General features: G+C 62.2%; 28 protein-coding genes and 1 tRNA gene. 15 read left to right on the forward strand and 14 right to left on the reverse strand.

Annotated elements, in window-relative coordinates; genetic code table 11:
• Positions 1–107: 107 nt before the first annotated feature.
• The 6 genes from J5Y06_RS14375 to phaC form a co-directional block, all read right to left on the reverse strand.
• Positions 108–1,142, reverse strand: a complete 1,035-nt coding sequence (locus J5Y06_RS14375) for a fatty acid desaturase (RefSeq protein WP_209335866.1) — start codon at positions 1,140–1,142, stop codon at positions 108–110.
• Positions 1,143–1,259: 117 nt separating this feature from the next.
• Positions 1,260–1,658: a hypothetical protein gene (locus J5Y06_RS14380; RefSeq protein WP_209335867.1), complete on the reverse strand. Its 399-nt coding sequence runs from the start codon at positions 1,656–1,658 to the stop codon at positions 1,260–1,262.
• A gap of 236 nt (positions 1,659–1,894) precedes the next feature.
• Positions 1,895–2,104, reverse strand: a complete 210-nt coding sequence (locus J5Y06_RS14385; RefSeq protein ID WP_209335868.1) for a cold-shock protein — start codon at positions 2,102–2,104, stop codon at positions 1,895–1,897.
• A gap of 316 nt (positions 2,105–2,420) precedes the next feature.
• Positions 2,421–2,496 (reverse strand) — tRNA-Glu (locus J5Y06_RS14390).
• Between the two features lie 80 nt (positions 2,497–2,576).
• Positions 2,577–3,782, reverse strand: coding sequence for a YcbK family protein (locus J5Y06_RS14395; RefSeq protein ID WP_209335869.1), 1,206 nt, complete (start codon positions 3,780–3,782; stop codon positions 2,577–2,579).
• 281 nt (positions 3,783–4,063) lie between these two features.
• The gene (gene phaC, locus J5Y06_RS14400) at positions 4,064–5,908 is read right to left on the reverse strand and encodes a class I poly(R)-hydroxyalkanoic acid synthase (RefSeq protein ID WP_209335870.1); all 1,845 of its coding nucleotides are present in this window, start codon (positions 5,906–5,908) and stop codon (positions 4,064–4,066) included.
• Between the two features lie 97 nt (positions 5,909–6,005).
• Here phaC and J5Y06_RS14405 point away from each other — a divergent pair, with 97 nt between their 5' ends.
• From J5Y06_RS14405 to recJ, 5 genes are all read left to right on the forward strand, one after another.
• Positions 6,006–6,497, forward strand: coding sequence for a hypothetical protein (locus J5Y06_RS14405; protein WP_209335871.1), 492 nt, complete (start codon positions 6,006–6,008; stop codon positions 6,495–6,497).
• A 96-nt stretch (positions 6,498–6,593) separates the two neighbouring features.
• The gene (locus tag J5Y06_RS14410; RefSeq protein WP_209335872.1) at positions 6,594–7,811 is read left to right on the forward strand and encodes an LL-diaminopimelate aminotransferase; all 1,218 of its coding nucleotides are present in this window, start codon (positions 6,594–6,596) and stop codon (positions 7,809–7,811) included.
• 25 nt (positions 7,812–7,836) lie between these two features.
• Positions 7,837–9,150: a homoserine dehydrogenase gene (locus J5Y06_RS14415; RefSeq protein WP_209335873.1), complete on the forward strand. Its 1,314-nt coding sequence runs from the start codon at positions 7,837–7,839 to the stop codon at positions 9,148–9,150.
• A gap of 151 nt (positions 9,151–9,301) precedes the next feature.
• Complete coding sequence (gene glpX / locus J5Y06_RS14420) at positions 9,302–10,273, forward strand: class II fructose-bisphosphatase (protein WP_209335874.1); 972 nt, start codon at positions 9,302–9,304, stop codon at positions 10,271–10,273.
• A gap of 32 nt (positions 10,274–10,305) precedes the next feature.
• Positions 10,306–12,117 (forward strand): single-stranded-DNA-specific exonuclease RecJ, encoded by a 1,812-nt coding sequence (recJ, locus tag J5Y06_RS14425; RefSeq protein ID WP_245247857.1) that lies wholly within the window; start codon positions 10,306–10,308, stop codon positions 12,115–12,117.
• Here the strand turns inward: recJ and J5Y06_RS14430 are convergent.
• From J5Y06_RS14430 to folE, 3 genes are read right to left on the reverse strand one after another with little or no spacing between them, the layout of a single operon-like run.
• The gene (locus tag J5Y06_RS14430) at positions 12,107–13,015 is read right to left on the reverse strand and encodes a patatin family protein (protein WP_209335875.1); all 909 of its coding nucleotides are present in this window, start codon (positions 13,013–13,015) and stop codon (positions 12,107–12,109) included. The two genes, recJ and J5Y06_RS14430, sit on opposite strands and share 11 nt — an antisense overlap.
• A complete protein-coding gene (gene hisI, locus J5Y06_RS14435) occupies positions 13,015–13,425 on the reverse strand; it encodes a phosphoribosyl-AMP cyclohydrolase (protein WP_209335876.1) in 411 nt (136 codons plus the stop codon). The genes J5Y06_RS14430 and hisI overlap by 1 nt, the downstream gene beginning before the upstream one ends.
• On the reverse strand, positions 13,422–14,060 hold the full coding sequence (gene folE, locus J5Y06_RS14440; protein WP_209335877.1) for a GTP cyclohydrolase I FolE: 639 nt from the start codon (positions 14,058–14,060) through the stop codon (positions 13,422–13,424). The genes hisI and folE overlap by 4 nt, the downstream gene beginning before the upstream one ends.
• Before the next feature lie 236 nt (positions 14,061–14,296).
• Here folE and J5Y06_RS14445 point away from each other — a divergent pair, with 236 nt between their 5' ends.
• From J5Y06_RS14445 to J5Y06_RS14465, 5 genes are all read left to right on the forward strand, one after another.
• On the forward strand, positions 14,297–14,746 hold the full coding sequence (locus J5Y06_RS14445) for an iron-sulfur cluster assembly scaffold protein (protein WP_209335878.1): 450 nt from the start codon (positions 14,297–14,299) through the stop codon (positions 14,744–14,746).
• 12 nt (positions 14,747–14,758) lie between these two features.
• Positions 14,759–14,965 (forward strand): nucleotidyltransferase family protein, encoded by a 207-nt coding sequence (locus tag J5Y06_RS14450; RefSeq protein ID WP_209335879.1) that lies wholly within the window; start codon positions 14,759–14,761, stop codon positions 14,963–14,965.
• Positions 14,966–15,190: 225 nt separating this feature from the next.
• Positions 15,191–15,526, forward strand: a complete 336-nt coding sequence (gene yidD, locus J5Y06_RS14455) for a membrane protein insertion efficiency factor YidD (RefSeq protein ID WP_209335880.1) — start codon at positions 15,191–15,193, stop codon at positions 15,524–15,526.
• Between the two features lie 102 nt (positions 15,527–15,628).
• Positions 15,629–17,593 (forward strand): threonine--tRNA ligase, encoded by a 1,965-nt coding sequence (gene thrS, locus J5Y06_RS14460; protein ID WP_209335975.1) that lies wholly within the window; start codon positions 15,629–15,631, stop codon positions 17,591–17,593.
• 72 nt (positions 17,594–17,665) lie between these two features.
• The gene (locus tag J5Y06_RS14465; protein WP_209335881.1) at positions 17,666–18,553 is read left to right on the forward strand and encodes a lysophospholipid acyltransferase family protein; all 888 of its coding nucleotides are present in this window, start codon (positions 17,666–17,668) and stop codon (positions 18,551–18,553) included.
• An 18-nt stretch (positions 18,554–18,571) separates the two neighbouring features.
• Here the strand turns inward: J5Y06_RS14465 and J5Y06_RS14470 are convergent, their stop codons facing one another.
• The gene (locus tag J5Y06_RS14470; protein ID WP_209335976.1) at positions 18,572–19,495 is read right to left on the reverse strand and encodes a hypothetical protein; all 924 of its coding nucleotides are present in this window, start codon (positions 19,493–19,495) and stop codon (positions 18,572–18,574) included.
• Between the two features lie 424 nt (positions 19,496–19,919).
• Here J5Y06_RS14470 and J5Y06_RS14475 point away from each other — a divergent pair, with 424 nt between their 5' ends.
• Together J5Y06_RS14475 and J5Y06_RS14480 are read left to right on the forward strand one after the other, a co-directional pair.
• Positions 19,920–20,504, forward strand: a complete 585-nt coding sequence (locus J5Y06_RS14475) for a nitroreductase family protein (protein ID WP_209335882.1) — start codon at positions 19,920–19,922, stop codon at positions 20,502–20,504.
• Between the two features lie 3 nt (positions 20,505–20,507).
• Positions 20,508–21,113 carry a flavin reductase family protein gene (locus tag J5Y06_RS14480; RefSeq protein ID WP_209335883.1) on the forward strand — a complete coding sequence of 202 codons (606 nt, stop codon included), beginning with the start codon at positions 20,508–20,510 and terminating at the stop codon, positions 21,111–21,113.
• Here the strand turns inward: J5Y06_RS14480 and J5Y06_RS14485 are convergent.
• Together J5Y06_RS14485 and J5Y06_RS14490 are read right to left on the reverse strand one after the other, a co-directional pair.
• Complete coding sequence (locus J5Y06_RS14485; protein WP_209335884.1) at positions 21,110–21,979, reverse strand: HpcH/HpaI aldolase/citrate lyase family protein; 870 nt, start codon at positions 21,977–21,979, stop codon at positions 21,110–21,112. The two genes, J5Y06_RS14480 and J5Y06_RS14485, sit on opposite strands and share 4 nt — an antisense overlap.
• A gap of 3 nt (positions 21,980–21,982) precedes the next feature.
• Entirely contained in the window at positions 21,983–22,441 is a 459-nt protein-coding gene (locus tag J5Y06_RS14490) for a MaoC family dehydratase (protein WP_209335885.1), read from the reverse strand.
• 81 nt (positions 22,442–22,522) lie between these two features.
• Here J5Y06_RS14490 and J5Y06_RS14495 point away from each other — a divergent pair, with 81 nt between their 5' ends.
• Both J5Y06_RS14495 and gpt read left to right on the forward strand, forming a co-directional pair.
• Entirely contained in the window at positions 22,523–23,641 is a 1,119-nt protein-coding gene (locus J5Y06_RS14495; protein WP_209335886.1) for a DUF2336 domain-containing protein, read from the forward strand.
• 74 nt (positions 23,642–23,715) lie between these two features.
• Positions 23,716–24,213, forward strand: coding sequence for a xanthine phosphoribosyltransferase (gpt, locus tag J5Y06_RS14500; protein ID WP_209335887.1), 498 nt, complete (start codon positions 23,716–23,718; stop codon positions 24,211–24,213).
• Between the two features lie 3 nt (positions 24,214–24,216).
• Here gpt and J5Y06_RS14505 read toward each other — a convergent pair whose 3' ends face one another.
• Entirely contained in the window at positions 24,217–24,537 is a 321-nt protein-coding gene (locus J5Y06_RS14505; RefSeq protein ID WP_209335888.1) for a YnfA family protein, read from the reverse strand.
• 173 nt (positions 24,538–24,710) lie between these two features.
• On the opposite strand from J5Y06_RS14505, the gene J5Y06_RS14510 reads away from it, so the two are divergent.
• On the forward strand, positions 24,711–25,211 hold the full coding sequence (locus J5Y06_RS14510; RefSeq protein ID WP_245247858.1) for an NUDIX hydrolase: 501 nt from the start codon (positions 24,711–24,713) through the stop codon (positions 25,209–25,211).
• A 7-nt stretch (positions 25,212–25,218) separates the two neighbouring features.
• Here the strand turns inward: J5Y06_RS14510 and J5Y06_RS14515 are convergent, their stop codons facing one another.
• Positions 25,219–26,886 carry a DUF6311 domain-containing protein gene (locus J5Y06_RS14515; RefSeq protein ID WP_209335889.1) on the reverse strand — a complete coding sequence of 556 codons (1,668 nt, stop codon included), beginning with the start codon at positions 26,884–26,886 and terminating at the stop codon, positions 25,219–25,221.
• Positions 26,887–26,975: the final 89 nt, after the last annotated feature.

Consider the following 26,975-nt stretch of genomic DNA (forward strand, 5'->3'; position numbering starts at 1 on the left):
AGCGATAGAACAGGTTAGCAGATGCGCCGGCTTAGGAACAGGCACTTTCAGTGAGCGCCCATTTCCGCCCTGATATCGTGATTGACTGCAAAGACAATCTGTCGGGGCTAGGAATGGGCCCCTGCGGCAGCTTCCCGGAAGGACACCAGCCTCTTGCGCGAACTGTCCCAAAGCACGAGCTTCACGCATCCAAGACTTTCACGCAGCGTAATGCGCCCCACCTGCTTCAACTCTGGAATGGCTTCAAGCACGTCCGGCAGTCGGTAGAACGGGATCTTGCTTGAAAGGTGATGCACGTGGTGCACGCCGATGTTTCCGCTGAGCCACCGCAAAACAGGCGGGAGGTCGTAAAAAGAACTCCCATGAACCGCCGCGCGATGGAAATTCCATTCCTCGCCTTCGGACCAATGCGTTTCTTCAAACTGGTGCTGCACGTAGAACAGCCAAACACCAATTGTCGCTGCCATCAGCAGGATCGGAAGCTGAACCGAAAGGAAAACCACCGGACCGAGCAGCCACATCAGGCTCCCTGCCACGACAACAATGGCGAGGTTGGTGGCAATGGTCGAGATCCAGGGCTCGGACCCCGCCTTCATCAGTCCGATTGGCAGGCGATATTGGCAGAGAAACAGCCAGGCAGGCCCAAGACCGAACATCACCAGGGGATGACGGTACAACCGGTAGCGCAACCGGCCAAGGCGCGGAAGGGCCTGATATTCGAGCACGGTGATCGTGGTGATGTCGCCGATCCCGCGCTGGTCGAGGTTTCCGGCCGTGGCATGATGAATGGCATGGCTACGGCGCCAATAATCGTAGGGCGCAAAGGTCAGAACGCCGAGCGCCCTGCCGGTCCAGTTGTTCAGCGAAGCCCGATTGAAAAGGGAACCGTGGCCGCAATCATGCTGCAGCATGAAGATGCGGACCAGGAACGCCGCGGCAGGAATGGTCAGCAGAAGACCCGCCCAATATCCATTGGCGACGGAAAGAGCGGCAGCCACCCAGATGCCGATGAAAGGAACAACCGTCACGGCGATCTCGAAGATGCTCCGTCCGGCCTGCGGCGTGCGGAAAGCGGCAACGAGCTTGCCCCACTGCCGGGCCTCGGCAACCGCAGGATCAGCGGCCGACATCTTTTGCGTCATGGGACCTGTCGCGTGTTTTGGGTGGAATGATAAACCGCAAACTGCATTCCCGCGCCACGCGTGGAACGAGCCTGCAACCTGAAGACGCCTGATCGAGCGGCGTCTGTCAGACGGCGATCAGTTCAGATTCTCTTCCTTCCGGAACTTGGCCAGGAAGGAACGCCATTTCCGCTTGGCATCTCCTTCGCGAAGGCGAAGGATCCGCGGCGCCAGAAAATGAACCACCGCCATACCGCTGCGGTGTTGTTCCGACTGTGCGACGGAATGCTCATCGTAGCGATCATTGTCCATCGAGGCGATATCTTCATCGCCAAAGGCCTGAAGCTTCGCTCTGCAATTTTCGAAATGGTCGGAAACGAGATCGAACTGCGGCCGCGACTCGTCGTCGAGCCTCAGCGTCTGCAACTCCTCCGGCGACAATTTTCCCAGCAGTGACTTCCGCGGTTTCGTTGCCCGAGGGGACCGCTTCTTAACGGGTTCTTCAACAAGCGTATCTTGCGTCGCGGCATCAATCATGGAGTTGTCCTGTCTGTTTGCAGCCGTGTCGAGCAGGCTCGCGTGACCTCAAAGATCGCGCTGCCGCTCGCGTGGCTGTCGCGGGCGCCCGGGAGGGTGCGGGTACGGCGACCCCGTGACGTAAGCGCCGAACGATTATGCTCCCCGCAAAGCGAAAAGGCCGGGCAAACCCGGCCTTCTTTATGCTCGACAACCCGTGCCAGTTCATCCGTGGTCACGGTCATCGGCATGGTTCGTCAAGCGGCCTGCAGATTATCGGCTGCGTTTTTGCCGCTCTTCTTGTCCCGTACGACGTCGAAGCTGACCTTCTGACCTTCGTTGAGTGTGTACATGCCCGAACGTTCCACGGAAGAGATGTGGACGAACACATCCGTGCCGCCGGCATCCGGGGTAATGAAGCCAAAGCCCTTGGTGGAATTGAAGAACTTTACAACACCAGTATTCATGACGATTTCCTTTCAATCGGCAAAGAGGTTCGACATCCGGCAGAAGTGCCGAACGCCGCGTTTCAGCGAAATTGAGAAGGAAGATCGTCGGGCGCGAAGATCGCGCAAAAACAAGTTCATCAACAAGATCGATGTGAGACATGTACGCTGCAATTGTGTCCCACACAAGACGGCGCAAGATTTTCGCTGATCCAGGGTCGCAGCAAAGCACGCAGGGGGCCGATCTGGATTGCATCGCTCGGTGCAGCATGCCGCCGCAGGCGATGCTTATGCAGGAGAACGAGGTTCGGTAAGATGATCAGCACGATCGAAGTCGTGGCACGCCCAACGGGAATCGAACCCGTGTTTCCGCCGTGAAAGGGCGGCGTCCTAGACCGCTAGACGATGGGCGCGGAAGACGAGGTGGCTTATAATCGGCTGCAGTGCAGGCGGCAACCCGTCAAATGCCGCTTGCGACACTTTTCACACAGGCTTATTTCCGGCGCCGGCAGCGCCAGTTCCAGTCACGTTCCGGGCCAACATCGATGTGAACGGATTCGGTGTGGCAATAAGTGCCCACGCCGCCTCGGCCCGGCATGCTTCGGACATAGCTGGCGAGTTCCACCTTGCTGACGCCGGGGATCTGAACGTCGGCGGCGGCACAGAACATATGCAGCGAGTTGCGCGCGCCGCGCGCTCGTCGGTTGCGGGCCGGATCACGATAACCGGACGTGATCACAGCCTTCTTGCCGTAATGGCTTTCCAAAGCGCCGAGCACGCGCAGCAGCGCTGGCTTCAGGCAGGCGACGTCGACATGCTCCGTCTGCTTCAGGAGACCGTTGGGTGCAAGGCGAGCAAGGCCGGCTGCCGAAGCGACACGCACAGGCGATTCTTCGTCTTCATGCAGATCCACGTCGCTGTCGTCGTCGAGGCCCGACTTGCGGGTGATCTCGAACAGGGCCGTTGTCCGGACCCCAGGGAGCGCGTTGTCGGTGGCGGCGCCACCTTTCCGCTGGGCGGGCTCAACTGACGCCATCTGGATCAACGGCTTCTTGTCTGCGGGATCGATCAGAGGTTTGCCTGCCTTGGCGGCGGCAGCGGGCGCCACAATCGCGGCCCGCACAGGGGCCGGAGCGGCATTGGCTTTTGGTGGCGCGAAAAATGCGGAAAGGAAGCCCTGCTTGCGGGTATCTTGCGGGGGCGAAGCGGGTTGCGCTGCTTGCTGTGCCACGGCTTCGCTTCCGTGCGACGCACCCACGCGATTCTCGATGAACGCACCGGGCAGCGTGGGCGCGGCTGCCGAAGCGGGTGTCTCTGCGGCCGCCCGCTGCGCAGCCGCTTGCCGGGCAGATGCAGGGTCCTGCGCGGGCGCTGCCGCAACTTGCGCAGCCGGTGCAGGCGCGGCAGATGAAGTCGCTGGTTGTGCCTGCCGAATTGTCAGCGTTGCTGTTGCGAGATCCGGCACTCCGCTGCCTGACGGAGCAGCCGGGTTGGCACCGGGAGCAAAGGCCACCTCGGCAGGAAGGCTATTTGTTGTCGAGTATGTGGAAGCGGCAGGCTCCGCTTCGGAAGATTGGATAAATTCATCTTGCTCGGCCGCAAGCGACTGCCCGGACGTGTCGGGCAGCGGGGCCGTGAAGGTGCTGGTGGACGCGGCGCTGGTGCTGGTCAACGAGGGCGACGCTGCCAGGCCCAACATCGGGTCATCCGGAGTTGCCGTGCAGGATGCAAGAAGAACGGAAACGAGAAGGGGGGTGACACACCGGATTGGCAGCCTGGGCACGCGCGGCCGATCATCTGTCAAAGCGGATTCCTTTCGGTTGATTCCGTTTCGGCATCGGCACGCCTTGGGCGTGCAAGCAGCCGATCCCCCTCTCCAGGAAAATCAGACCCGACGATTCCAAAAGCCACGCTCACTATTCCGTTATTTATCAATTGAGGCAAGAAGATGATTCCGAGGCTGCCCTCAGCGCCGCGGGCTTAGGCCTGCAGGTGAACATAGGTTCCCGGAGCCGGTATCAAGACCGCCATGCTTGCCCCGAGCTTGCGCGCATCCACCGTGTTGGGGTCCTGCGCCGCCACCCACGCATGCCAGTGCGGCCACCAGGAACCTGGTGTTGCGGTTGCCTGATCGAGCCACGTTTCCAGCGTGCTCTCTACTTTGCCGCCCGACCAGAACTGGTACTTGTTGGCGCTGGGTGGGTTCACCACGCCGGCGATGTGACCCGACGCCGCCAGTACGAACTTCACGGGACCGCCGAAAAAGCGCGACCCCTCAAATACCGAGCGGGCCGGCGCGATGTGGTCTTCTCGCGTGGCGAGGTTGTAAATGGGCACGGTGATGTCGGCCAACGACAGGCGCTTGCCTTCCAGGATCATCTCGCCGCGCGACAGGTTGTTTTCGAGATAACAGTTGCGCAGGTAAAACGCGTGGTTGGCCGCCGTCATGCGCGTGGAATCGGAGTTCCAATAAAGCAGATCGAAGGGCTGCGGCTCCTTGCCCCGCAGGTAGTTGTTGACGACATAGGGCCAGATCAGGTCGCCGGCCCGCAGCATGTTGAAGGCGCTTGCCATTTTCGATCCGTCCAGAAAGCCTTTGGCGTTCATGGCCGTTTCGATGGCTTCCATCTGCTCTTCGTCCACGAACACCTTGAGATCGCCGGCATGGGTGAAATCCACCTGGGCGGTGAAAAAGGTCGCGGACTGGATGCGGCGGCTGTTGGTTTGCCCTTCGAGGGCCAGTGCGGCGGCCAGCAGCGTCCCGCCGACGCAATATCCAATGGCGTTGACCTCGCGCTCACCGGTTGCCTGCTCCACCACGTCCAGCCCGAATCGAATGCCGTCGCGGATGTAATCTTCCCAGCCAGCCTGCGCATGGCGCTCGTCGGGGTTCACCCACGACAGCACGAACACCGTGTGGCCTTGCTCCACGGCCCAGCGAATAAACGACTTCTGCGGGTTAAGGTCGAGGATGTAGTATTTGTTGATCCACGGCGGCACGATCAGCAAGGGCCGCTTCAGAACCTTTTCGGTGGCCGGCGCATACTGGATGACTTCCACGAGGTCGTTGCGGGCCACGACGCCGCCTTCCGTCGTGGCGATGTTGTCGCCGATCCGAAACCGGCTTGCATCGGATTGGCGCAGCTTCAACTCGCCCCGACCGGCCGCAATGTCTTCGGCCAGCATGCGCATGCCGCGCACCAGGTTCTCGCCGTTGGTGGCCACGGTTTCGCGAAAAAGTTCGGGGTTGGTCAAGACGAAGTTGGACGGAGACACCGCCTGCGTCACCTGCTTCACGTAGAAGCGCGCTTTTTGCCGCGTCAGAGGATCGAGGCCGTCGGCTTTGTCCACCAGGTCTTCCGCCCAGTTGGAGGCGACAAGGTAGACCTGCTTCAGGAAATCAAAAAAGGCGTGACGGCTCCAGTCCTCGTCCTGAAAGCGCTTGTCGCCACGCTGCGGTTGAACCGGCGTCGGCGTTGCGGGCTGGTGCAGCTTCTGGGCGGCTGCGCCCCAAACGCTCATGAAACCGGCAAACAGCCGGGTCTGGGCTTCAAACGCGCGCTGCGGTTCCGACAGCCAGTATTCCGTGAGCTTGGAGAAAGTTCGCACCATGTCGGCCATGGGGCTGGCTGTGGACGGCGCGATCTCGCCGCGCTCGCGCGGGCCGCTCCAGGCTGCGGCTGCCTTGCCGGCCTCTTCCACCATGTGGGCGAGGTTGAGGGCGAACTGCTCGGGGTTCTTCACCAAGAAGGGCTCAACACGCGCAGGGTCGAAACCGTTGCCTGATGCTCCGGCCGATCCTGCTCCCTCCGTGGTGTCCGCCATCTTGCCGCCTCCCAGCGTGTTCTTGACACAATATCATGGGACGACCATAGCGGTCCAACCACGCGGTTCCTGTGTTGCGGGCGGATGGGGAGAAATCATGACAATCAGCCAGGTTTCTGCGCTGCGCCTTAGCCGGATGGCCGGGGCGTCGATTGTGGCTCTGAGCGTTGCCGTGCTTGCCGGTTGCGGCACCGCGGGCATGACAGACGCGATGGCGGTGGTCGCACAGCCGCGCTTGCCGGCGCCGGGCTCCGCCACCTTCACGCAGAACCAGTCGGAGCAGGGGGCGCAGCAGACCGGCCGCCAAACCAACCTGGCCGCAACCGCACCGCGCCCGAGCGACCAGTCGCCCCGCAACAGTGACGCGTTCCCGAACCTGAATGTGCGGCCGCAAGCCGCCGCCGCTCAGTTAAGCGCGGAAGACAGCAAGGCGATGCTGGCCGACCTGCGTTCGACCCAGGGCCGCATCAACGCTGCCAATGTGCGTGCAGCGCGCACCATGCCGGATGCCAATGCGTTGCGCCGCGTCGGTGCCTCGCATGGCGACCAGGCTCTTCGGCAGATCGCCGCCGACTCGGCCGCGCAGTAGCCCGCCCGCCGCCACCACGTCACCGCCTTTCTCGACCCCCTTTCAGAACCGGTGTATAGCCGGCTGAACCGCCCACCACCCTTCGCGAGCAACGACATGGAAGAGTTCCACAAGGTCCGCCGGCTGCCGCCTTATGTGTTCGAACAGGTCAATCGGCTGAAGGCCAGCGCGCGCTCCAAGGGCACCGATATCATCGACCTCGGTATGGGTAACCCTGACCTGCCGACGCCCAAGGCAATCGTCGACAAGCTGGTCGATGTGGTGCGCGATCCCCATACCCATCGATACTCGTCGTCGCGCGGCATCCCCGGCTTGCGACGGGCGCAGGCCAACTATTATGCGCGTCGGTTCGGCGTGAAGCTCAATCCGGAAACGCAGGTGGTGGCGACGCTGGGCTCCAAGGAGGGCTTCGCCAACATGGCGCAGGCGATCACCGCGCCGGGCGATGTTGTGATCTGCCCCAATCCCACCTATCCCATCCATGCGTTCGGCTTCATCATGTCGGGGGGTGTGATCCGCTCGATTCAGTCCGAGCCCGACAGCAGCTTCATTCCCGCGCTGGAACGGGCTGTACGCCATTCGATTCCAAAGCCTTTGGCGCTGATTCTCAACTATCCCTCGAACCCCACGGCGCATGTCGCCAGCCTCGACTTCTACAAGGACGTGGTGGAGTTCGCGAAGAAGCACGACCTCATCATTCTGTCCGATCTCGCTTATGCGGAGATCTATTTCGATGGGTCGCCGCCGCCTTCGGTTCTGCAGGTGCCCGGCGCGATGGACGTGTGCGTCGAGTTCACCTCCATGTCGAAGACCTTTTCCATGCCAGGCTGGCGCATGGGCTTTGCTGTCGGCAACGAGCGGCTGATTTCCGCGCTGACCCGCGTGAAGTCCTATCTCGACTATGGCGCTTTCACGCCAATCCAGGTTGCGGCAACGGCGGCGCTGAACAGCGATGGCGCGGAAATTGAGGAAGTGCGCGGCATTTATCGCAAGAGGCGCGATGTGATGGTCGACGCATTTGGCCGGGCAGGCTTCCATGTGCCGCCACCAGCTGCCACGATGTTTGCTTGGGCGCCGATCCCGGAGGCCTTCAAGACGCTGGGGTCGCTCGAATTCTCCAAGCTCCTGATCGAACATGCGGATGTCGCGGTGGCGCCGGGCGTGGGCTTCGGCGAACATGGCGATGACTACGTGCGCATCGCTCTGGTGGAAAACGAGCACCGCATCCGCCAGGCCGCACGCAACATCAAGCGCTTCTTGGCGACGCATGCCGCTAAGCCCGACAACGTGGTGACGCTCAGCGCGCGCCGCTGATCCTTTTTATTCAGGAAAACAACAGATGACGGATCCGTTGCGCGTCGGCATCGCCGGCCTTGGTACAGTGGGTGCCTCGGTGGTGCGAGTTCTTGCCAGCAAGGCAACCGAACTGCAGCGCCAGTGCGGGCGACCGATTGCAGTCACCGGCGTGTCGGCGCGCGACGCATCGCGTGATCGCGGCATCGACCTGTCAGCCGCACAATGGTTCGATGATCCTGTGGCGTTGGCGAAGTCCGATGACATCGATGTTTTTGTGGAGCTGATGGGCGGCGATGAAGGCCCGGCACGCCAGGCGCTGAAGACGGCGCTTGATTCAGGGCGGCATGTGGTTACGGCCAACAAGGCGCTGCTAGCGAAACATGGCGTGGCCTTGGCAGAAGCGGCTGAGAAGAAGGGTGTACTTCTCAACTATGAAGCAGCGGTGGCAGGCGGCATCCCCGTGATCAAGACCATGCGCGAAGCGATGGCCGGCAACAGCGTGTCGCGCGTGGTGGGTATCCTCAACGGCACCTGCAACTACATCCTCAGCCGCATGGAAGCGGAAGCCATATCCTTTGAGGATTGTTTGAAGGATGCGCAGCGCCTGGGCTATGCGGAAGCCGATCCGACATTCGACATCGAAGGCAACGACACCGCCCACAAGCTGTCGATCCTGACCAGCCTTGCGTTCGGCACGAAGATCGCCGCTTCCGACATCTACCTCGAGGGCATCAGCAACATCAGTCAGGCCGACATCCGCGCCGCCGCTGCTCTCGGCTACCGTATCAAGCTGCTGGGCGTCGCGCAGCGCACCGACAGCGGGATCGAGCAGCGGGTCCACCCGACTATGGTACCGAACCAGTCGGTGATTGCGCAGGTGATGGGCGTCACCAACGCTGTGGCGATTTCGACGGACATCTTGGGCGATCTTCTGCTTGTCGGTCCGGGGGCGGGTGGCAATGCAACCGCGTCTGCGGTGGTGGGCGACATCGCGGATATCGCCAAGAGCCAGCCCGGTTTCCAGCATGGTCCGGTGTTTGGATGGCCTGCCAAGGAGCTCAAGCCCTACAAGAAGGCGCAGATGCGCGCCCATGCGGGTGGCTACTTCATCCGGCTTACCGTGCATGATCGCGCCGGCGTTTTCGCCGCCATTGCCAAGCGCATGGCGGACAACGACATTTCGCTGGAATCGATCGTCCAGCAGGCGGACAGCAGCCTGGATCCTAGCCAGAAAACCGTTGTTCTCGTGACGCATGAAACCACCGAAGCAGCGGTGCGCCGCGCAGTCGACGGGATCACCAAGGATGGTCAGCTCACGGACAAGGCCCAGGTGATCCGTATCGAGCGGGCAGGCTGAAAAAGGCAATGCCCTCAATCGATTAATACCGGCGGAAAGGCGAAAAGCAGCCGTCGCGCGTCTTGCAGCCGTCACGGCGCTTTGCGACAAGGAACGACCTGGCTGGCAAACGATCCGATCGCCGGCGCCCTCTTTTCGGGATTATTCCACCATGTCAAAGAACGCCGGCCTCGATCGCATCCTCACTCTCGAACTGGTTCGTGTGACCGAACGGGCCGCCGTTGCGGCCGCGCGCCTGCGTGGACGCGGCGACGAGAAAGCCGCCGATCAGGTTGCCGTTGATGCCATGCGGTCCGAACTGAACCGCCTGCCGATCAAGGGCACGGTGGTGATCGGGGAAGGCGAGCGCGACGAAGCGCCAATGCTCTACATCGGCGAAGAAGTCGGCCTCGGCGATGGCCCGGAAGTCGACATCGCGCTCGACCCGCTGGAAGGCACCACAATCTGCGCAAAGAACCTGCCGAACTCGCTCGCGGTCATTGCGATCGCTGAGAAGGGCAGCCTGCTTTATGCGCCCGACGTTTACATGGATAAGATCGCCGTCGGTCCCGGCTATCCCGCTGGCATCATCAACATCGACGCCTCTCCGGCGGAGAATGTCGAGGCCCTTGCCAAGGCCAAGGGCGTGCCAATCAATGAAATCACCGCCTGCATCTTGGACCGTCCGCGCCACGCCCGCTTGATCGAGGCTGTGCGCGCCACGGGGGCCGCCATCCGCCTGATCGGCGACGGCGACGTGGCGGGCGTGATCCACACGACCAACCCGGACGAGACCGGCATCGACATCTATATCGGAACCGGTGGTGCGCCGGAGGGTGTTCTCGCGGCCGCAGCGCTGCGTTGCATTGGGGGCCAGATGCAGGGCCGCCTGATCCTCAACTCGGAGGAAAAGATCGCGCGCGCTGCCAAGATGGGCATCTCTGACCCCAACAAGGTCTATTCCATGGATGAGATGGCCAAGGGCGACGTCCTGTTTGCTGCCACGGGCGTGACGGACGGCAACATGCTGTCCGGCGTGAAGTTTGGGCGCGACTCCATCCAGACTCACACGATCGTCATGCGTTCGTCGTCGCTGACGGTGCGTGAGATCAAGGCGCGTCACCAGGACCTCGACAAGTTCTAAACCTCGGGGCCGGGAATCCATATATTCGCGGCATGATGATTCATCAGTCGCGATTCTCCGGCACCCGCCGCCATTTCCTTGATGTCCGCCAGTCTGCCAATGGGGTCGCCTGGGAACATCGCCTGAATGAGCGCCAGGAGAATCTGGCGCTCGCGATCGCGCAAGGCCACGGCGTGCCGGATCTCGTCGCCCGCGTCATGGCAGGGCGGGGCATTACGAGTGAAACGGCGCTCGCTTTTCTTGATCCAACCATCCGCTCGTTGCTGCCTGATCCGGAACGATTCACGGACATGCAAGCCGCTGCCGAACGCATCGCACGTGCGGTGGAGCGCAAGGAACGCGTCGCGATCTTCGGCGACTACGATGTGGATGGCGCCGCGTCGTCCGCTCTGGTGAAGCGCTTTCTTGATCATTTCAGCGTCCAATCCGAGATCTACATCCCCGACCGCATCTTTGAGGGGTACGGCCCCAACCCGGACGCCATGCGAGAGCTTGTGGGCCGCGGCGCACGCCTTATCGTGACGGTCGACTGCGGTACCAACAGCGCGGCCTCGATTGCTGCGGCGCGTGAAGCGGGTGCGGATGTGGTTGTGCTCGACCATCACCAGGTCGGCGGGCCGCTGCCGGAAGGTGCCCCCGTGGTGAACCCGAACCGTGAGGACGACCTTTCGGCACATGGACATCTTTGTGCGGCAGGAGTGGTGTTCGTGACACTCGTGCAGGTCGCCAAGCTCCTGCGCGCGCGCGGGCACACCCCGCCGGATCTTCTGGGGATGCTTGATCTCGTGGCGCTTGCGACCGTGTGCGACGTCGTGCCTCTGACAGGCGTAAACCGCGCCTTCGTGGCCAAGGGACTGATCGTTGCGCGCCAGAATCAGAATTCAGGTCTTGCCACCTTGGCGCGCGTGGCGCGGATTGGCGAACCCCTCAACGTCTTCCATCTCGGATTTCTGCTGGGCCCGCGCATCAACGCGGGAGGGCGCATCGGTGATGCGGCGCTTGGCAGTCGGCTCCTGTCCACCAGCGACCCAGTGGAGGCGCAAAAGATTGCCGAAACGCTCGACCGCTTGAATGGGGAGCGCCAGGCGATGGAGCAGGCGATGCTCCTCCAGGCCCGCGCCGAAGCAGACGCGGAACTCGCAGCGGGCCAAGGCCCTGCCGTTCTGGTCACCGCCAGTCACGAGTGGCATCCCGGCATCGTGGGCCTGATTGCCGCTCGCTTGAAGGAGCATGCGCGCCGGCCGAGCTTTGCGATCCACTTCCATCCGAACGGCGTCGGATCAGGTTCTGGGCGCTCCATCCCCGGGTTTGACATCGGCCGCCTGGTCCGCGACGCGGTGGAAGCGGGTATTCTCGTCAAGGGAGGCGGCCATGCCATGGCGGCCGGGATCACCGTAGAGCGCGCCAAGCTTGGTGCCCTGCGTGCGTTCTTCGAGGAGCGGGCGCGGGATGTTCATGCGTTGCGCGCCGATGAAACGCTGCCGATCGATGGGGCTTTGTCAGCGGAAGGGGCCAACTTCAGCATGCTGGATGCCTTGGACAAGGCGGGGCCCTACGGAGCGGGTCACGTGGCGCCGACGGTTGTTTTGCCGCGCCACCGGATTGCCGACCTCCGCGAGGTGGGCAATGGCGGTCATTTACGAGTGCAGCTGCGCTCCGAAACCGGCGGCGGCTTGAGTGCCATGGCGTTTCGCTGTGCCGATAGCCCGCTCGGAGCCTTTCTGCGCAGAAACAGCGGCGAACTCGTTCATGTCGCCGGCTCGCTGTCGGCCAACTACTGGAACGGCAGCAAGAGCATCCAGTTTCGCATCACGGACGCCGCGGCACCGGGCCTCAAACCATAACGGTTTGCAGCCGCTGCAACTCGGCGGCCTGGACCATCGCCGTTTCGTAGCCGACCCGGATCGCTTCGTCCGCCCGGTGGAACTCGGACAAGCCGATGTGGCCGAGCTTGGGTTGAAGCGAAAGGTCCGGCGGATCGCCCGCAAGCCGCGAGCGTGAAAGCCGGTCCTGAATGATGTTGAAGGCCTCGGTCATCACGCCGACGATGCCCAGGCGCGACTCCGTTCCTGTAACGGGCGCCGGCGCAGTCCGGGGGCGCGGCGCATCCTTCGCGACCACGAGTTCACCGGCATTGTGCTTGATCACGGCCGCGCGCCCGAACAGATCATAATGAAGGTTCACACCCACCACGAGCGGCTGCTCATAAGCGCGGCATACGGACACCGGGACGGGGTTCACCAGCGCTCCATCCACCAGGATCCTGCCATTGCACGCCACAGGCTCAAACACGCCCGGAAGCGCATAGGAGGCCCGCATGGCCGTGATCAGCGACCCTTCGGTGATCCAGATTTCATGGCCGGTGCGCAGTTCCGAGGCCACGCAAACGAAGGGGCGGTCGAGATCCGAAAAGTTCACCCCCGCCAGATGCTGCTGCAGCCGCGTGTCCAGCTTCATGCCGCCGAACATGCCGCTGCCCCCGAGCCGCAGATCAAGCAGCCCGAAGATGCGACGCCGCGTCAAGCTGCGCGCAAACTCTTCCAGTTCGTCCAGCTTTCCGGCGAGGTAACACCCACCGACGAGCGCCCCAATCGACGTGCCGGCGATCATGTCGACGGCAATGCCAGCTTCATCAAGTGCACGCAGAACGCCGATATGCGCCCAACCACGCGCAGCGCCGCCGCCGAGCGCCAAGGCAACGCCTGGCTTCCGAGCGGGCGGGTTGAGCAGCGTGTCAGCCATCAGTCTTGGGCGGGAACAAGTGCTGTCGTGGCGCCACTTCCGGTCACCGCGCGATAAAAACAACTGCGGCGGTTGGTGTGACAGGTGACGCCATCGCCCTGCACGCTGACCCTGAGCCACAGCGCGTCCTGGTCGCAATCGACCCGAATCTCCTGCACTTGCTGCATATTGCCGGACGTCTCGCCCTTCTTCCAAAGCGCCTTGCGCGAACGCGACCAATAGTGGGCGATGCCCGTGTCCAGTGTGAGTTGCAGGGCTTCGCGGTTCATATGTGCGACCATCAGGACGTGATTGTCAGCGACATCCGTGACAACCGCCGTCACAAGTCCGTCGGCGCTGAAACGCGGCGCAAAGATCGCGCCTTCTTCCTGCTCCACCTTGCTCAGCGGCAGCTCGGCTTCGGCGCTCACAATCCGCTCTTTGTGCTGGTCCGCAGCAAGGTCATGAAGCGGATCTGATCCTCGGGGTGATCGGCAAAGCTTCCCGTGAAGGTCGAGGTCAGGGTCGTGGAGCCCTGCTTCTTGATGCCCCGCATGGCCATGCACATGTGCTCGGCCTCGATGATCACCGCCACGCCCTTCGGCTTCAGCACGTCCTGGATCGTGTTGGCGATCTGTGCCGTCATCGCTTCCTGTGTTTGCAGCCGGTGCGCGAAGATATCCACGACGCGGGCAAGCTTGGACAAGCCGACCACCCGTCCATCGGGCAGGTATCCAACATGGGCGCGTCCGATGATCGGCACCATGTGGTGCTCGCAATGCGAATGGAACGAGATGTCACGCTCGATCACCATGTCCTGGTAACCTTCGACCTCCTCAAACGTCCGCCCAAGTTCCTCGGCAGGATCCTTGTTGTAGCCGTCAAACATTTCGCGATAAGCTTTGGCGACCCGCATGGGCGTGTCGAGCAGGCCTTCGCGATCCGGATTGTCGCCGGTCCACAGCAGCAGCGTACGGACTGCGGCCTCGACTTCGGCCTGGGTCGGGCGCTTCTGAGCGTCCTCCGGCAGGGAGCGGTAAGGAAAGGGCTTCAGCACGGCGTCCATTGAGGCGTCTCCCGTTGTCCCATTCTTTGCCGGGACCTGTTGCACGGATCACTGCCTGTTTCGGGATAGCGGGGAGAAGACTTCCCGGCCCAATGCGGCGGTTCTGGTTCGTATCGCGCCAAGCATGCGTTTGCTTGTCGCGTCGTGAACCGTGCCCTTATATACGATTGGCGAACGGCGAAAGGAAGGCTTGCGCACGGCAAACGGTGCTCAAGCTGCGCCTTTGGAGAGCTTCCATGATCGACGACGTTTATAATGCGAAAATTCTGGGCTTTGCCGGAAACATCGGACGCACCGGGCGTTTGCCGGCGCCGCATGCCTCCGCGAAGGCGCATTCCAAGCTTTGCGGCTCAACGGTGGTCGTTGATCTCTGCATGGTTGACGGTGTGGTCACTGATTTTGCCCATGACGTGAAGGCATGCGCCCTCGGCCAGGCATCCTCTGCGATCATGGCCGAACATGTTGTTGGCTCGTCCGCGGCCGAACTGCGGCTCTTGCGCGAAACCATGCTCGCCATGTTGAAAGAGAACGGCGCGCCGCCGGAAGGGCGTTTCGAGGATCTCCGGTATCTTGAGCCCGTCCGCGACTACAAGGCGCGTCACGCTTCCACCATGCTGACCTTCGATGCGGTGGTGGACGCAATCAACCTGATCGAGCACGCCGCCGAGCCGGGCCAGGCAGCCTGAGGGAAGGGAGCAATGCGACCGTCGGAGGCCCTCGCAAAACACCGCGACGAAGGGGTTGCGATCCTTGCAAAATACCCCGTCAGCAATCCGCGTGTGTTCGGCTCCGTTGCGCGTGGTGAAGACACGGAGGGCAGCGATCTGGATATCCTCGTCGAGGCGATCCCAGATGTGGCCATATTGGTCGATCTCGGACTCTTCGGTGCTTGGCAGTCTGGTTGATGTGTCGACACGGTGTAATTCGGACCGCGATCGTTCCTGCGCATTCAGCCAAACCTGATCGCTCTTTGATCATGAACGGCAAGGGCTTCGTGCAGCTGAAGTTCCGGATGCGCAGTAGCCAATCCAAGACTGAGCTCGCCGATTTTGATTGGGTCCGGGTCGCCGCGCACTGTTTCGTGCCGCAGATGGTTGCTGCAGTCCCCGAATCCCCTGCGACATCCACCAATGCCCTCCCGTAACTACCCGGGACCTTGGCGCCGCACGCCTGGCCGCCTTTTTGGCACTGGCTTTGTGCGCCTTTACCAACTCACCCTGTCCGGCTTCATTGGAAACGGCTGCCGTCATTTCCCCACTTGTTCGGAATATTCGTATGAGGCGATCGCCCGGCATGGCTTATGGCGCGGCGGCTGGCTGTCGCTGTTTCGGGTGATGCGCTGCGGGCCTGGGGGCACGCACGGCATCGATCTTGTTCCCGATGAGCTTGGGATTGCCGCGTCGCCCTGGACGCCATGGAAGCTTTGGCGATTCGGACGCAAGCGCGCCGGCGAACCCAAGCACTAGACTTTACGGCCGGCCGTTCGGGGGGTACATGCCGCCCCTGGCGCCCCAAAGATGGCGCGAAAAACCACCCGCGCTCGTTTGCGGGACTGGATAGCGGAGATGATGATGTCCCAGGTTTCCCTGCAATTTCCTGATGGGTCGGTGCGCGACTATGACGGCGCAACCACCGGTGCCGCGGTTGCCGAGTCGATCTCGAAGTCCCTGGCGAAGAAGGCTGTCGCTTACGCCGTGGATGGCACGGTGCGCGATCTCGCCGAGCCGCTTGGCGCGTCCGGCAAGATCGAGATCTTGACGCGCGATGATCCGCGCGCGCTTGAACTCATCCGCCATGACACCGCCCATGTGCTGGCCGAGGCCGTGCAGGAGCTGTGGCCGGACACCCAGGTTACCATCGGCCCGGTGATCGAAAACGGGTTCTATTACGACTTCGCCCGCGCGGAACCCTTCACGCCGGACGACTTCCCCGTCATTGAAAAGAAGATGCGCGAGATCATCGGGCGCAACAAGCCGTTCACGCGCGAAGTCTGGGATCGAGACCGCGCCCGGCGGGTCTTCGCCGACAAAGGCGAGGGCTACAAGGTCGAACTGATCGATGCCATTCCCCAAGGCCAGGATCTTAAGATCTATTATCAGGGTGACTGGTTCGATCTTTGCCGCGGGCCACACATGGCGTCCACGGGCCAGGTCGGCAGCGCCTTCAAGCTCATGAAGGTGGCCGGCGCTTATTGGCGCGGCGACAGCAACAATCCGATGCTGACGCGCATCTATGGCACGGCCTGGGCCACCCAGGAGCAGCTCGACCATTATCTCCATGTTCTGGAAGAAGCGGAGAAGCGTGATCACCGCCGCCTTGGTCGCGAAATGGACCTGTTCCATTTTCAGGAAGAAGGGCCGGGCGTCGTGTTCTGGCACGCGAAGGGCTGGAAGATGTTCCAGAACCTCGTCAGCTACATGCGCCGGCGCCTAGAAGGCGATTACCAGGAAGTGAACGCCCCTCAGGTGCTCGATCACAGCCTGTGGGAAACCTCGGGCCACTGGGGTTGGTATCGTGACAACATGTTCAAGGTCACGGTGGCGGGCGATGAAACCGAAGACGAGCGTGTGTTCGCCCTGAAGCCGATGAACTGTCCGGGTCACGTACAGATCTTCAAGCATGGCCTGAAGTCTTATCGTGAACTGCCCGTCCGGCTTGCGGAATTCGGAACCGTTCACCGTTACGAACCGTCCGGCGCGCTACATGGCCTGATGCGGGTGCGTGGCTTCACGCAAGACGATGCGCACATCTTCTGCACGGACGAGCAGATGGCCGCCGAGTGCCTAAAGATCAACGACCTCATCCTGTCAGTCTACAAGGACTTTGGGTTCGAAGGGATCACGATCAAGCTGTCCACGCGTCCGGAAAAGCGCGTGGGTTCGGACGCGCTCTGGGACCGCGCCGAAAGCGTGATGATGGACGTGCTGAAAACGATCGAGCAGCAGTCGCCTGAGATCAAAACCGGCATTCTCCCGGGCGAGGGCGCGTTCTACGGGCCGAAATTCGAATACACGCTCAAGGATGCGATCGGCCGTGAATGGCAGTGCGGAACGACACAGGTCGATTTCAACCTGCCTGAACGCTTCGGCGCCTTCTACATCGGCTCGGACTCGGAAAAAAAGCAGCCGGTGATGATCCACCGCGCCATCTGCGGATCTATGGAGCGCTTCCTCGGCATTCTGATCGAGAACTATGCCGGCCACATGCCCCTGTGGTTCGCCCCGCTGCAGGTGGTAGTCGCCACCATCACCTCGGATGCCGATGACTATGCCCGCGAGGTTCAGGCGAAGCTGAAGCGCGCTGGTCTTCTGACGGAGCTTGATCTGCGCAACGAGAAGATCAACTACAAGATCCGAGAACACAGCCTGGCCAAGGTCCCGGTGATCCTCGTTTGCGGAAAGCGTGAAGCTGAAGAAGGTGCGGTGAACGTCCGGCGCTTCGGTTCACGCGATCAGGTTTCGATGTCCCTGGATGATGCGCTGGCTCAGCTGACGTCTGAGGCAACACCGCCAGATCTCCTGCGACAGGGCTGATCCCGTCCTGCGTCATGCGGGCGTCATGAACGGTTCATACGCCCGTCATCGGCTGCTGTGCATGACATTTTCATGCACAGCGACGCGACTCTCCCCCACAACAGCCTGGCCGATCTTTCCTACGCTCATGCCGTGGAAAACTGGCTTGGCCGTAAGTTCGTCGAATTAAGCGAGCGGCTTTCGGGCCGTGATCGCTACGAGCGGCTTTATCAGATCTGGCGCCAGGAAATCGTGCCGACCAACGACCGCGTGTTCGGTCGCATGTTGGACCTGGTGGATATCGGCCTGTCCGTTGAAGGTGCCTGGCCACCGCGCCCTTGGCGGGACGGGCCGCTTGTCCTCATTGCCAACCATCCCTACGGGATCGGGGACGGCATCTCGGTCCTGACGCTGGCCGAGCAACTCGGTCGCCCGTTCCGGGTCCTGATCAACTCCGAACTTCTTCGGGTTCCCGAAATCCGGCCTTACTCGCTGCCGATCGACTTTCATGAAACCAAGGAAGCGCAGCGCAGCAACCTGGCGGTGCGCCGGGAAGCGCTCGAGCTGATCCGGCAGGGGGTCACGATCATCGTGTTTCCAGCTGGCGCGGTTGCGACCGCCACCAAGCCGTTTGGTCCCGCTGTGGACTGGCCCTGGAAGCTCTTCCCGGCGCGGCTCATTCAGGATGCCCGCGCCACAGTGGTGCCCATTCACTTCGCCGGACAGAATGGCCGCCTGTTTCATCTTGCGAGCCATCTGTCCACCACCGCACGCATGTCCATGCTCGTGCGTGAGTTCACAAAGCTATCGGGAACCACCGTCCACGCCCGCATCGGCACTCCGATGGAATGGTCTGAACTGGAACCGATCCGAGACCGAAAGGCCTTGACGGCGCATCTCCGCGCAGCCGTTTTCGCCCTGTCGCCGAACGGCGACCCAGCTGGATCGAGCGGCGGCGCAGCGGTGGACCCCTTCTACTGAAAAGGGTGCGCCTGAGCCTCACTCGTCTCCGCTTGATCCGGTGACCGTCGCCGGCACCCCTTCCGCCGCCAGAACCTCGACGTCCTGATTGCGTCCGGCGACTACGGTGAAGTCGCGGGTGTAGATGCGGTCGCGGTTCTTGGCGATCACGGTGTAGTCCCCTTCGGCCAACACCATCGAGGCGAAAGCACCCACATTTTCCTGCACGAGATCGCCGCCCTCGGTCAGCACCGACCAGGACGTGTCCGCAATCGCTTCGCCGCCGGCTTCGCGAACCAGCTTCATCGTCAGCTGAGCGGCCTTGTGCTCGACCGTGGCCTCGGTGAGTTGCCCGCCTTCAACGCGGATATCCGCGCGTATCACGGCATTCACCGAGCCATAGGTGGACACGACGTGATAGGTGCCTGCGTTCAGCCGAACCACGGCGCCGGCGCTGACATCGGGTATGATCAGGGCGCGGTCGCCATTGGCATCCGGATTGTTGTCGAAGATGGAGAAGCGAAGCTCGTTTGGCGGGATACGAACGCCGCCTGAAAGCACGGCGTCCAATTTCATGCCGCCGGCGTCCAGCACCAGGCTTTCGCGCTTGGCGTCACGCGTCACCGTGATCCGCTTGGTTGCGCCGGCGCGACCATAAGCTGCGTGAACCAAGTAGCTGCCGGGCTTGAGGTGGAAGATGCTGGTTCCGCCCTGCGATGAAGCCACCAGCGGCAGCTTGCCGTCCTCCTGTGCTTCCTGTCCGAACACGCGCCACACGAGGCCTCGTGGAATCTCGGCGGCCGCTTCCGTCAGCTGAGCGGACAAGGTGATCTCGCCGAGATCCTGGGTTGCCAGCGGGCCTTCCGGCTGTGCCGGTGCGTAGCTGCTGATACCCGGAACCTGGACGTCAGGGAGTTGCGGGGCCGGGGCTGTGCCGAACTGCGTGTCCGGGGACTGCGGCACTTCCAAAGCAGCAGGCGGCGTATCGTCGGCAGGCGCGTCTGGCGCGGAAAGGCTCGGCAGGGAAAACAAGGGCCGCCTTCCGCTGCGCGTGCCTTCGCCATCTCCGAAAGCGCCGGCAGGTCCGCCGCTCTCTGCGCCGTCAGGTCCTGCGCTGCGCGCGCCGATCTCGGCCCTTCCAGGCCCAGGCTCGCTGGGCTCACCCAGGCTGGCTCCAGGCCCAGCCTCCTGCGCCGCTGTTGCCGCGGCGCCAGCGAGCAACAGGAGCGCACAGGCACCGAAACGTAGGGTAGTGGAGATTGACCGACTCATCGGTTGCTTTGAACGGGCCGCCGGTGGCATTTTCAAGACATTCAATGCAGCATGACCCAAGCTCATCCCAGCTGAGGCACGCATCCGGCACCCGCTGCTTCAGGAGTTCGTATCCTTGTCTTCCCCCATCATCGCCTTTCTGTCCACCCGCAAGTCTGCACCGATCAACGAGATGACGGAGCCGGGTCCCAGTGACGAGCAGCTCGAAACAATGCTGCGGATCGCATCGCGGGTGCCCGACCATGGCAAGCTCGCGCCTTGGCGCTTTATCCTCTACCGCGGCGAGGCAAGGCTTGAGGTCGGCAAGCATCTCGTGGCCTTGGCCGAACAGCACGAGGGGCCGCTTGCCGAAGGTCGCCGCCATCAGGAAGCCACCCGCTTTTCACGCGCGCCCTTGGTGATCGGCGTCGTGTTCGTGCCGAAGCCCCATCCCAAGATCCCGGACTGGGAAAAATTCTTGTCCGCCGGGGCCGCGGCCATGAATCTTTGCCTTGCGGCCAACGCGCTGGGCTTTGCCACGAACTGGATTTCCAACTGGTATTCCGATGATCCCGAAGGACGCCGTCTGCTTGGGCTGAGACACGACGAACGCGTGGCGGGCTTCGTCCATGTCGGCACCCACAGCGGGGCAATCTTCGAGCGGCCGAGACCAGACCTCGCCGAGATCGTCAGCGACTATGCAGGGCCGACGGAGGCCTGATTGATGTTTTATGAAACAGCTAATGGCCACGGCCTTCCGCACGACCCGTTCAAGGCCATTGTGGCGCCACGCCCAATCGGATGGATCTCGTCACGCAGCCACAGCGGCGCAGTAAACCTCGCCCCCTATTCGTTCTTCAACGCGCTGACCACCAGCCCTTACCTTGTCTGGTTTTCGTCCGAAGGTGCGAAAGACAGCGTGGCGTTCGCGGAGGAAACCGGCGAGTTCGTCGCCAATCTGGTCAGCCGTGATTTGGTGGAACAGATGAACAAGAGCTCCGTGGATGCCCCACGCGGGGTCAACGAGTTTGATTATGCCGGTTTGACGGAAGCGCCTTCGCGGCTGGTGAACGTGCCGCGGGTGGCAGAAGCGCATGCGGCGCTGGAATGCAAGGTCACCGAACTGTTCCGGCCACGCGATCTTCAGGGTCGTCCAAGCGCAGCACACGTCGTGATCGGCCAGGTCGTCGGCATCCACATCGCCGATGACTTCCTCGAGAATGGCCTGTTCGACATCACCAAGGCGCAAACCACGGCTCGTCTCGGCTACATGGATTACGCCGCGGTGACGGAAACCTTCCCCTTGCGACGGCCCCGCTGGACCGACTAGCCGGTCGGCGCCACGCGCCCCAAAAGCCGTTGGGCGCGCTTCAGGTGCGGGCGGTCAAACATCTTGCCGTCGATCCCTACCACGCCCGGATTGCCGGCGGCCGCAAAGGCGTCCACCACCGAACGGGCATGGGCGAGCGCTTCGGCGCTTGGCGTGAACGCCTCGTTGATGGCCGCCACTTGGCCAGGATGAATGGCCATCTTCCCCGTGAAGCCGTCCCGGGCCGCGTTCTCGCATTCGCGCCGGAGGGCAGCATCGTCGCGGAAGTCGACGAACACCGTGTCGATAGCCGCGACTTCGCTTGCCGCAGCCGCAAGCACCGTCACCGCACGCGCCAGCCTGAACACGTCGGTGAGGGCGCCGTCTTCGGTTCGCGTACGCTCAACCCCGATCTCCGCCGACAGATCCTCCGCGCCCCAGGTGAGGCCCACCATACGAGCGTGCCGGCCGCTCCAGCCAATTGCAGCCAGCACGGCGGCCGGCGTTTCGGTGATGATCGGCAGGATCTGCGTCCCGCCGTCTTCCAACCCATGTTCGGCCTCGTGAACCCGCAGCTTTGTCGCCAGCTGCTCGACGTCGCGCAAACCAACTGCCTTCGGCAGCATGATGCCCGCCGGTGCCGCGGGCATCACGGCCGCAAGATCCGCGTCGGTAAAGCCGGAGCGAAGGTCGTTGACGCGCACAAAAAGCCGCGGCCCGTCTTTCGCCGCCGTTCGCAGGAGGCAGGCGGTGAGCGCTCGCGCAGCCTCCTTATTGGGGAGGCTGACACTGTCTTCCAGATCAAGCAGGAGAACATCGGCGCCGGACGCCAAACCCTTCTCCATTTTGCGTTCGGAATCGCCAGGAACAAACAGCAGCGACCGCATGGCTCAGGCTTCCGCTGGTTTCTTCAGCATCATGGCTTGGCGCAAGCACCGAGCCACCAGAACCCCGTCCTGATTGAAGGCGCGATGTTCGAAGTCCACAATCCCCCGATCCGGTCGCGAACGCGATTCACGCAAAGCCTTCACCTCGGTTTCACAGCGCAGGGTGTCGCCGTGAAAAACCGGATGTGGGAATTCCGTTTCGCGCATTCCCAAGTTGCCGATCGTGGTGCCGAGGGTCGTGTCATGCACCGAAATGCCGATCATCAGACCCAGCGTAAAGATCGAGTTCACCAGCGGCCGACCCCATTCGCTTTTTGCGGCGAAGTCGAAGTCGATATGCAACGGCTGCGGGTTCAGCGTCATGACGGAAAACATCATGTTGTCGCTTTCTGTCACGCTCTTCGTAAGAGCATGGCGGATCACCATGCCCACTTCGAACTCATCCAGATAAAGGCCCGCCACGAGTCACCTCTCAAACATGGTGAACGCTTCGTAAACCATTGCCCTGATATCGTCCAAGCCTCGCAAGCGGCAGATGGAATCATGGTGGTCACGCAAGCCTTGAGATGGATCGAAACCGCCCGCGTGGCGGACCGCACGGCGGCCGCTACGGCTTTATCGCAGGCGCTGGTCGAGGATCGACTTGACTTCGAAGATCGCTGCGCTGCCGAAGCAGCCCTCACGATGCTGCTCGACGACCCATCCGACAAAGTACGAGCCGCCATGGCCGAAGCGCTGTCGTTCAGCGCCAAGGCGCCGGCACAGATCATCGAAGCCTTGGCGGGAGATCAGCCGCATGTTGCGGCGTTTGTGCTCGGACGCTCCCCGCTTCTGACCGAGGCCGATCTTGTTGATCGTCTTGTTCTCGCCCCGGGCATCCTCCAGGCGGTGATCGCGTCCCGGGCTGGGGTTGGGATCCAGCTCGCAGCGGCGATAGCCGAAGTCGGTGAGCGGGAAGGCTGCCTTGCCCTCTTGAGTAATGGTGGCGCTGAGATCGGGTCCGTCAGTTTTCACCGCATGATCGAGCGGTTCGGCAGCGACGATGAAGTTTGTCATGCGCTTCTCGGGTCGGCCCGTCTGCCGGCTGATTGTCGTCACCGCCTCGTGGTTCGGCTGGGTGAAAAGTTCAGCCGCTCGCCGCTTCTGACAGGGGTCGTGGGCGAGCGTCGGGCCGAGCGCATTGCGCGCGACGCCTGCACCCAGGCGTCCCTGACACTCATCGACCACACGAGATGCGAAGACCACGCAGTTCTGGTGGAGCATCTGCGCTCGCGCGGTGACCTCACAGGCGGCTTCCTCGTTCGCGCGGTGGCGCAAGGCAACATCGACTTCTTCGGCGCCGTGCTAATTGCGCTGACCGGCCAGAACGAACGGCGGGTGCGCGCACTTCTTGCCCGTGGCCGCGATGTGGCGCTTCAGGCTTTGATGCAGTCTGCCGGCCTGTCCCAGCAACTCCACGGCGCCATCATCTCGGCCCTGCGGGTTTGGCGTGAGGTGGCCAACGGCCGGCGCGTCGCCGGAACCCAGGAAGTCAGCTGGACCATGCTTCAAGGGCTGCGCGGCGAAGGCAATAGCGAACTTGCTCTGCTGTTACGTCGGATCCACCTCGACGCGCTGCGCTCAAACGCCCGCGGCCACGCGCGCATGCTTGCGGCTGCGTGACCGCTCGAACCCTGCTGGCAATTCGCTTCGCCATCGTCTAACCGGCTGATCTTCATCCGCTCGAGGAGCCGATCATGTCTTTGCCGGAAAAAGCGTTTCCTGTTTCGTGGGATCAGTTCCACCGCGATGCCCGCGCCCTTGCGTGGCGGCTTTCGGCGCACAAGGAACAATGGAAAGCGATCGTCTGCATCACGCGCGGGGGGCTTGTCCCGGCTGCCATCATTGCACGCGAGCTTGGCATCCGCGTAGTGGAAACGGTGTGCGTGGCATCCTACCATGCTTATTCCGAGCAGGGCGAGATGCGGATTTTGAAGGAAGTTGCAGAGCCGCTGCTTGCCAACGAAGGCGCCGACGTCCTGATTGTCGACGATCTGACAGACACCGGCAAAACGGCGGCTATTGTTCGTGCAATGCTGCCCAAGGCGCATTTCGCCGCCGTTTACGCCAAGCCGAAGGGACGTCCCCTGATCGACACCTTCGTGACAGAGGTGTCGCAGGACACATGGATCTTCTTCCCATGGGACCTCGGTTTCACCTTCCAGAAGCCGATTGCGGAAGGCCAGCCGGGCTGAGTTTCAGCGCGGCGCCCCGATGATCACCACGGCTCCTGCCAAGCAAAGAACCGCGCCCGCCAGATCGAATCGGTCCGGCCGGAGGCCTTCAGCGAACCAAAGCCAGGCGAGTGAAGCTGCGATGTAGATCCCGCCGTAGGCCGCGAACGTGCGTCCGGCCGCGGGACTGTTCACAAGCGCCAGGAAGAGCGCGAAAACAACTAGGCACGCGAGCCCCGGCACAAGCCAGAGGATCGACTTGCCGAGGCGCCACCAAGCCCAGAAGGCGAAGCAACCGGCAATCTCAGCGAGTGCGGCCGCGATGAAAAGCGCCAAGCTGCGCAAACAATCTGTTCCTGAGTGCTGAGCTTTCGGAAGATCAGTGGGGCTGGTCTGACCGCGCCAATTCACGATTGTTAATGTGGCGCAAACTTGATTATGGGAAAGTCGTTACCATATGATTTGCTTTAGTCGGCAAAGGAGTTCGGACCAACCGAACCGGCGAGGTTTCTTCCAATATGTTCCTTCACCCAAACATGCGCAGGACGCTCAAGGCACGATTGCAGTCGTTGCTGGGTCGACGGCCATGCCATGTTCAGGTCGCCGCGCTGCCGTGGCGCAGAACGGCTGACGGCATCGAGGTGATGTTGATCACGAGCCGCCGGACCCGACGCTGGGTTGTTCCCAAAGGATGGCCGGAAGGCGACGAGCATTTCTGGGATGCCGCGGCGCGCGAAGCGGCCGAGGAAGCAGGCCTCAGCGGCACGATCTCGGACGCGAGCCTGGGATCGTACTTTTACAACAAGATCCGCACCTCCGGTGAAGAACTGCGCTGCGAGGTGAAAGTCTATCCGCTCGAAGTCGAGCAGGTCGCGGAAAAGTGGCGCGAGCGCCGCCAGCGCACCCGACGCTGGATGCCACCACACGAGGCCGCCCAATGCGTCAAGGAGCCTGAACTTGCGGCCCTGATCGGCTCGTTTTCGGTGGATCCGTCTCAGCCGCTAGAGGCCGTCGCTTAACTCGACGTCAGCGAACGGGTTCTGCGGGAAAGCCGATCTGGTCCCAATCAGTCGCCTTATTTGTTGTGCAGGCGATGAGAACAACAGTGCCAATCGTCAGCCTTCGGCATTGATCCTGGTCGGTCGCCTGCTCAACCGCAGGTGGCTCAGGCAATTTCACCGATTCGGCCAGGGAAACGAGCAGCGTGCCGTTCTGGAGTTCCGTCGGCCCGTTACGAAGTTCTGCGGCACATCTTTGATCCGGCCGAGGCTGGTAAGCGGTGCTGATGGTCGTCTGCATATGGCCGGCAAGCAGCTGCAGAAAGATGTAAGGGGCATCAAGGCTTGCAACGCAGCCATAGCGCGGGAAGACCTCGATGTGGTCGATATCCGCCAAGGCCCTTTGCCAAGCCGGGAAGTCGAGGACGCCGGGTGCTTCGGTTTGCTGTTGGATCGAAGTGATCTGCGGCAGTGCATCGATGCCTTGCAAGGTAAGCGCACACGCAAGGAGCGCCGACGCCCAACGAAGCGCAACGTGACGCAGCAGGGCGCACAAGGTGAAAAACAGGACAAGATAGCCGACCGGCCAGAAGAAGCGACCGGACGCACGAAAGGTCTGCGTCAGGGGTGCGAGGCGCTGCGGCACTTCATAATGGAAGATCAGGTAGGGGCCGAGCCACATCATGTTGGACGCAGCGTAGACGACCAGGCCGAGTGCCACGAGAATCAGGCCGGGTGATCGCTTTGCAAGAGGAACCACCTCTTTTCGTGCCGCCCATAGAGCGATAGGGATTAGAAGGAGCAGACCCAGTCCAAGATTGTTGAACCCCTCATATTGCCCGCCGGTAGTATTCATAGGTCCGCATAGTGAAAGCTTGCCTCCGCAAAAAGGTGAGGCGAGATTCATGGAGTAGATGTCGTACCCGCCGCTCCGAGTCTGCCCTCCCGAAAGATAACCGAGCGGTATCAGGGCTGTTGCAAGCGCCAGACAACTCACCACAAGCGCTGCAAGCGCCATGTGGCGCTTCGGTCGGTCGCAAAGGCGATCGATCAAAAAGGCGCCATGGATCGCCAGCACCATCGCGCAGAGATAGGGGTGGACGAGCAGAGCTCCCAGCGACAGCAGCGCAAATAGTCCGAAGGCCTTTGCATCTGACCAGGGCTTGGAGCGCGCCCGCACGTAAAAGGCGATGGCGATGAGAATGAAGCCGTGTGTTGCGAGCGCGGTGTGCGTCACTCGGATGAGATGGGCTGGCCACAAGAGTGCGAAGGCGGCAGCTACCACCGCGTGCAACGGATGTCGAAGTCCGAAGCTGCGGATCAGATACACGGCGGCAAGGGCTTGCAACAGCTTGTTGAACGCTTGCCAAAGGCCAAAATAGTGGAAGCCTTCGGGCAGGACACCGGCAAGTGGTTTGAAAAGCAGTGCTGCTAGGGGAATGCTGTCGGTCAGGAAGATAGCTAGACCGTCAGGCGGTGCGATTCGTTGCGTGACGAGGAGGGGCCAGCGCCATTCGTCCGCGGCATAGAGGAGCCAGCCGCTGACGTGCTGGGCGGGATCCCCAAACTCGAAAAAGAAGCCTTTGCCGAGCAGAAAGCTCAACGGGAACAGCCACGCGACGAGAAGCAGGGCGAGGAACGCTCCCAGCCCATAAGCGGCGGAAGGGCTGGTGCGCCAGCTGCTGCTGTGTTTCACGGTGTGCATGCCCTCGCGCTTGTAGCGTCTTTTGTCGCAATCATGCCGGTTTGCAAACTCTCTTGCTCCGCGGCCTGTCGTGACAGGCA

It is taken from the genome of Tianweitania sediminis (assembly GCF_017813335.1).
In the GTDB taxonomy this organism is placed as follows: Bacteria; Pseudomonadota; Alphaproteobacteria; order Rhizobiales; family Rhizobiaceae; genus Tianweitania; species Tianweitania sediminis.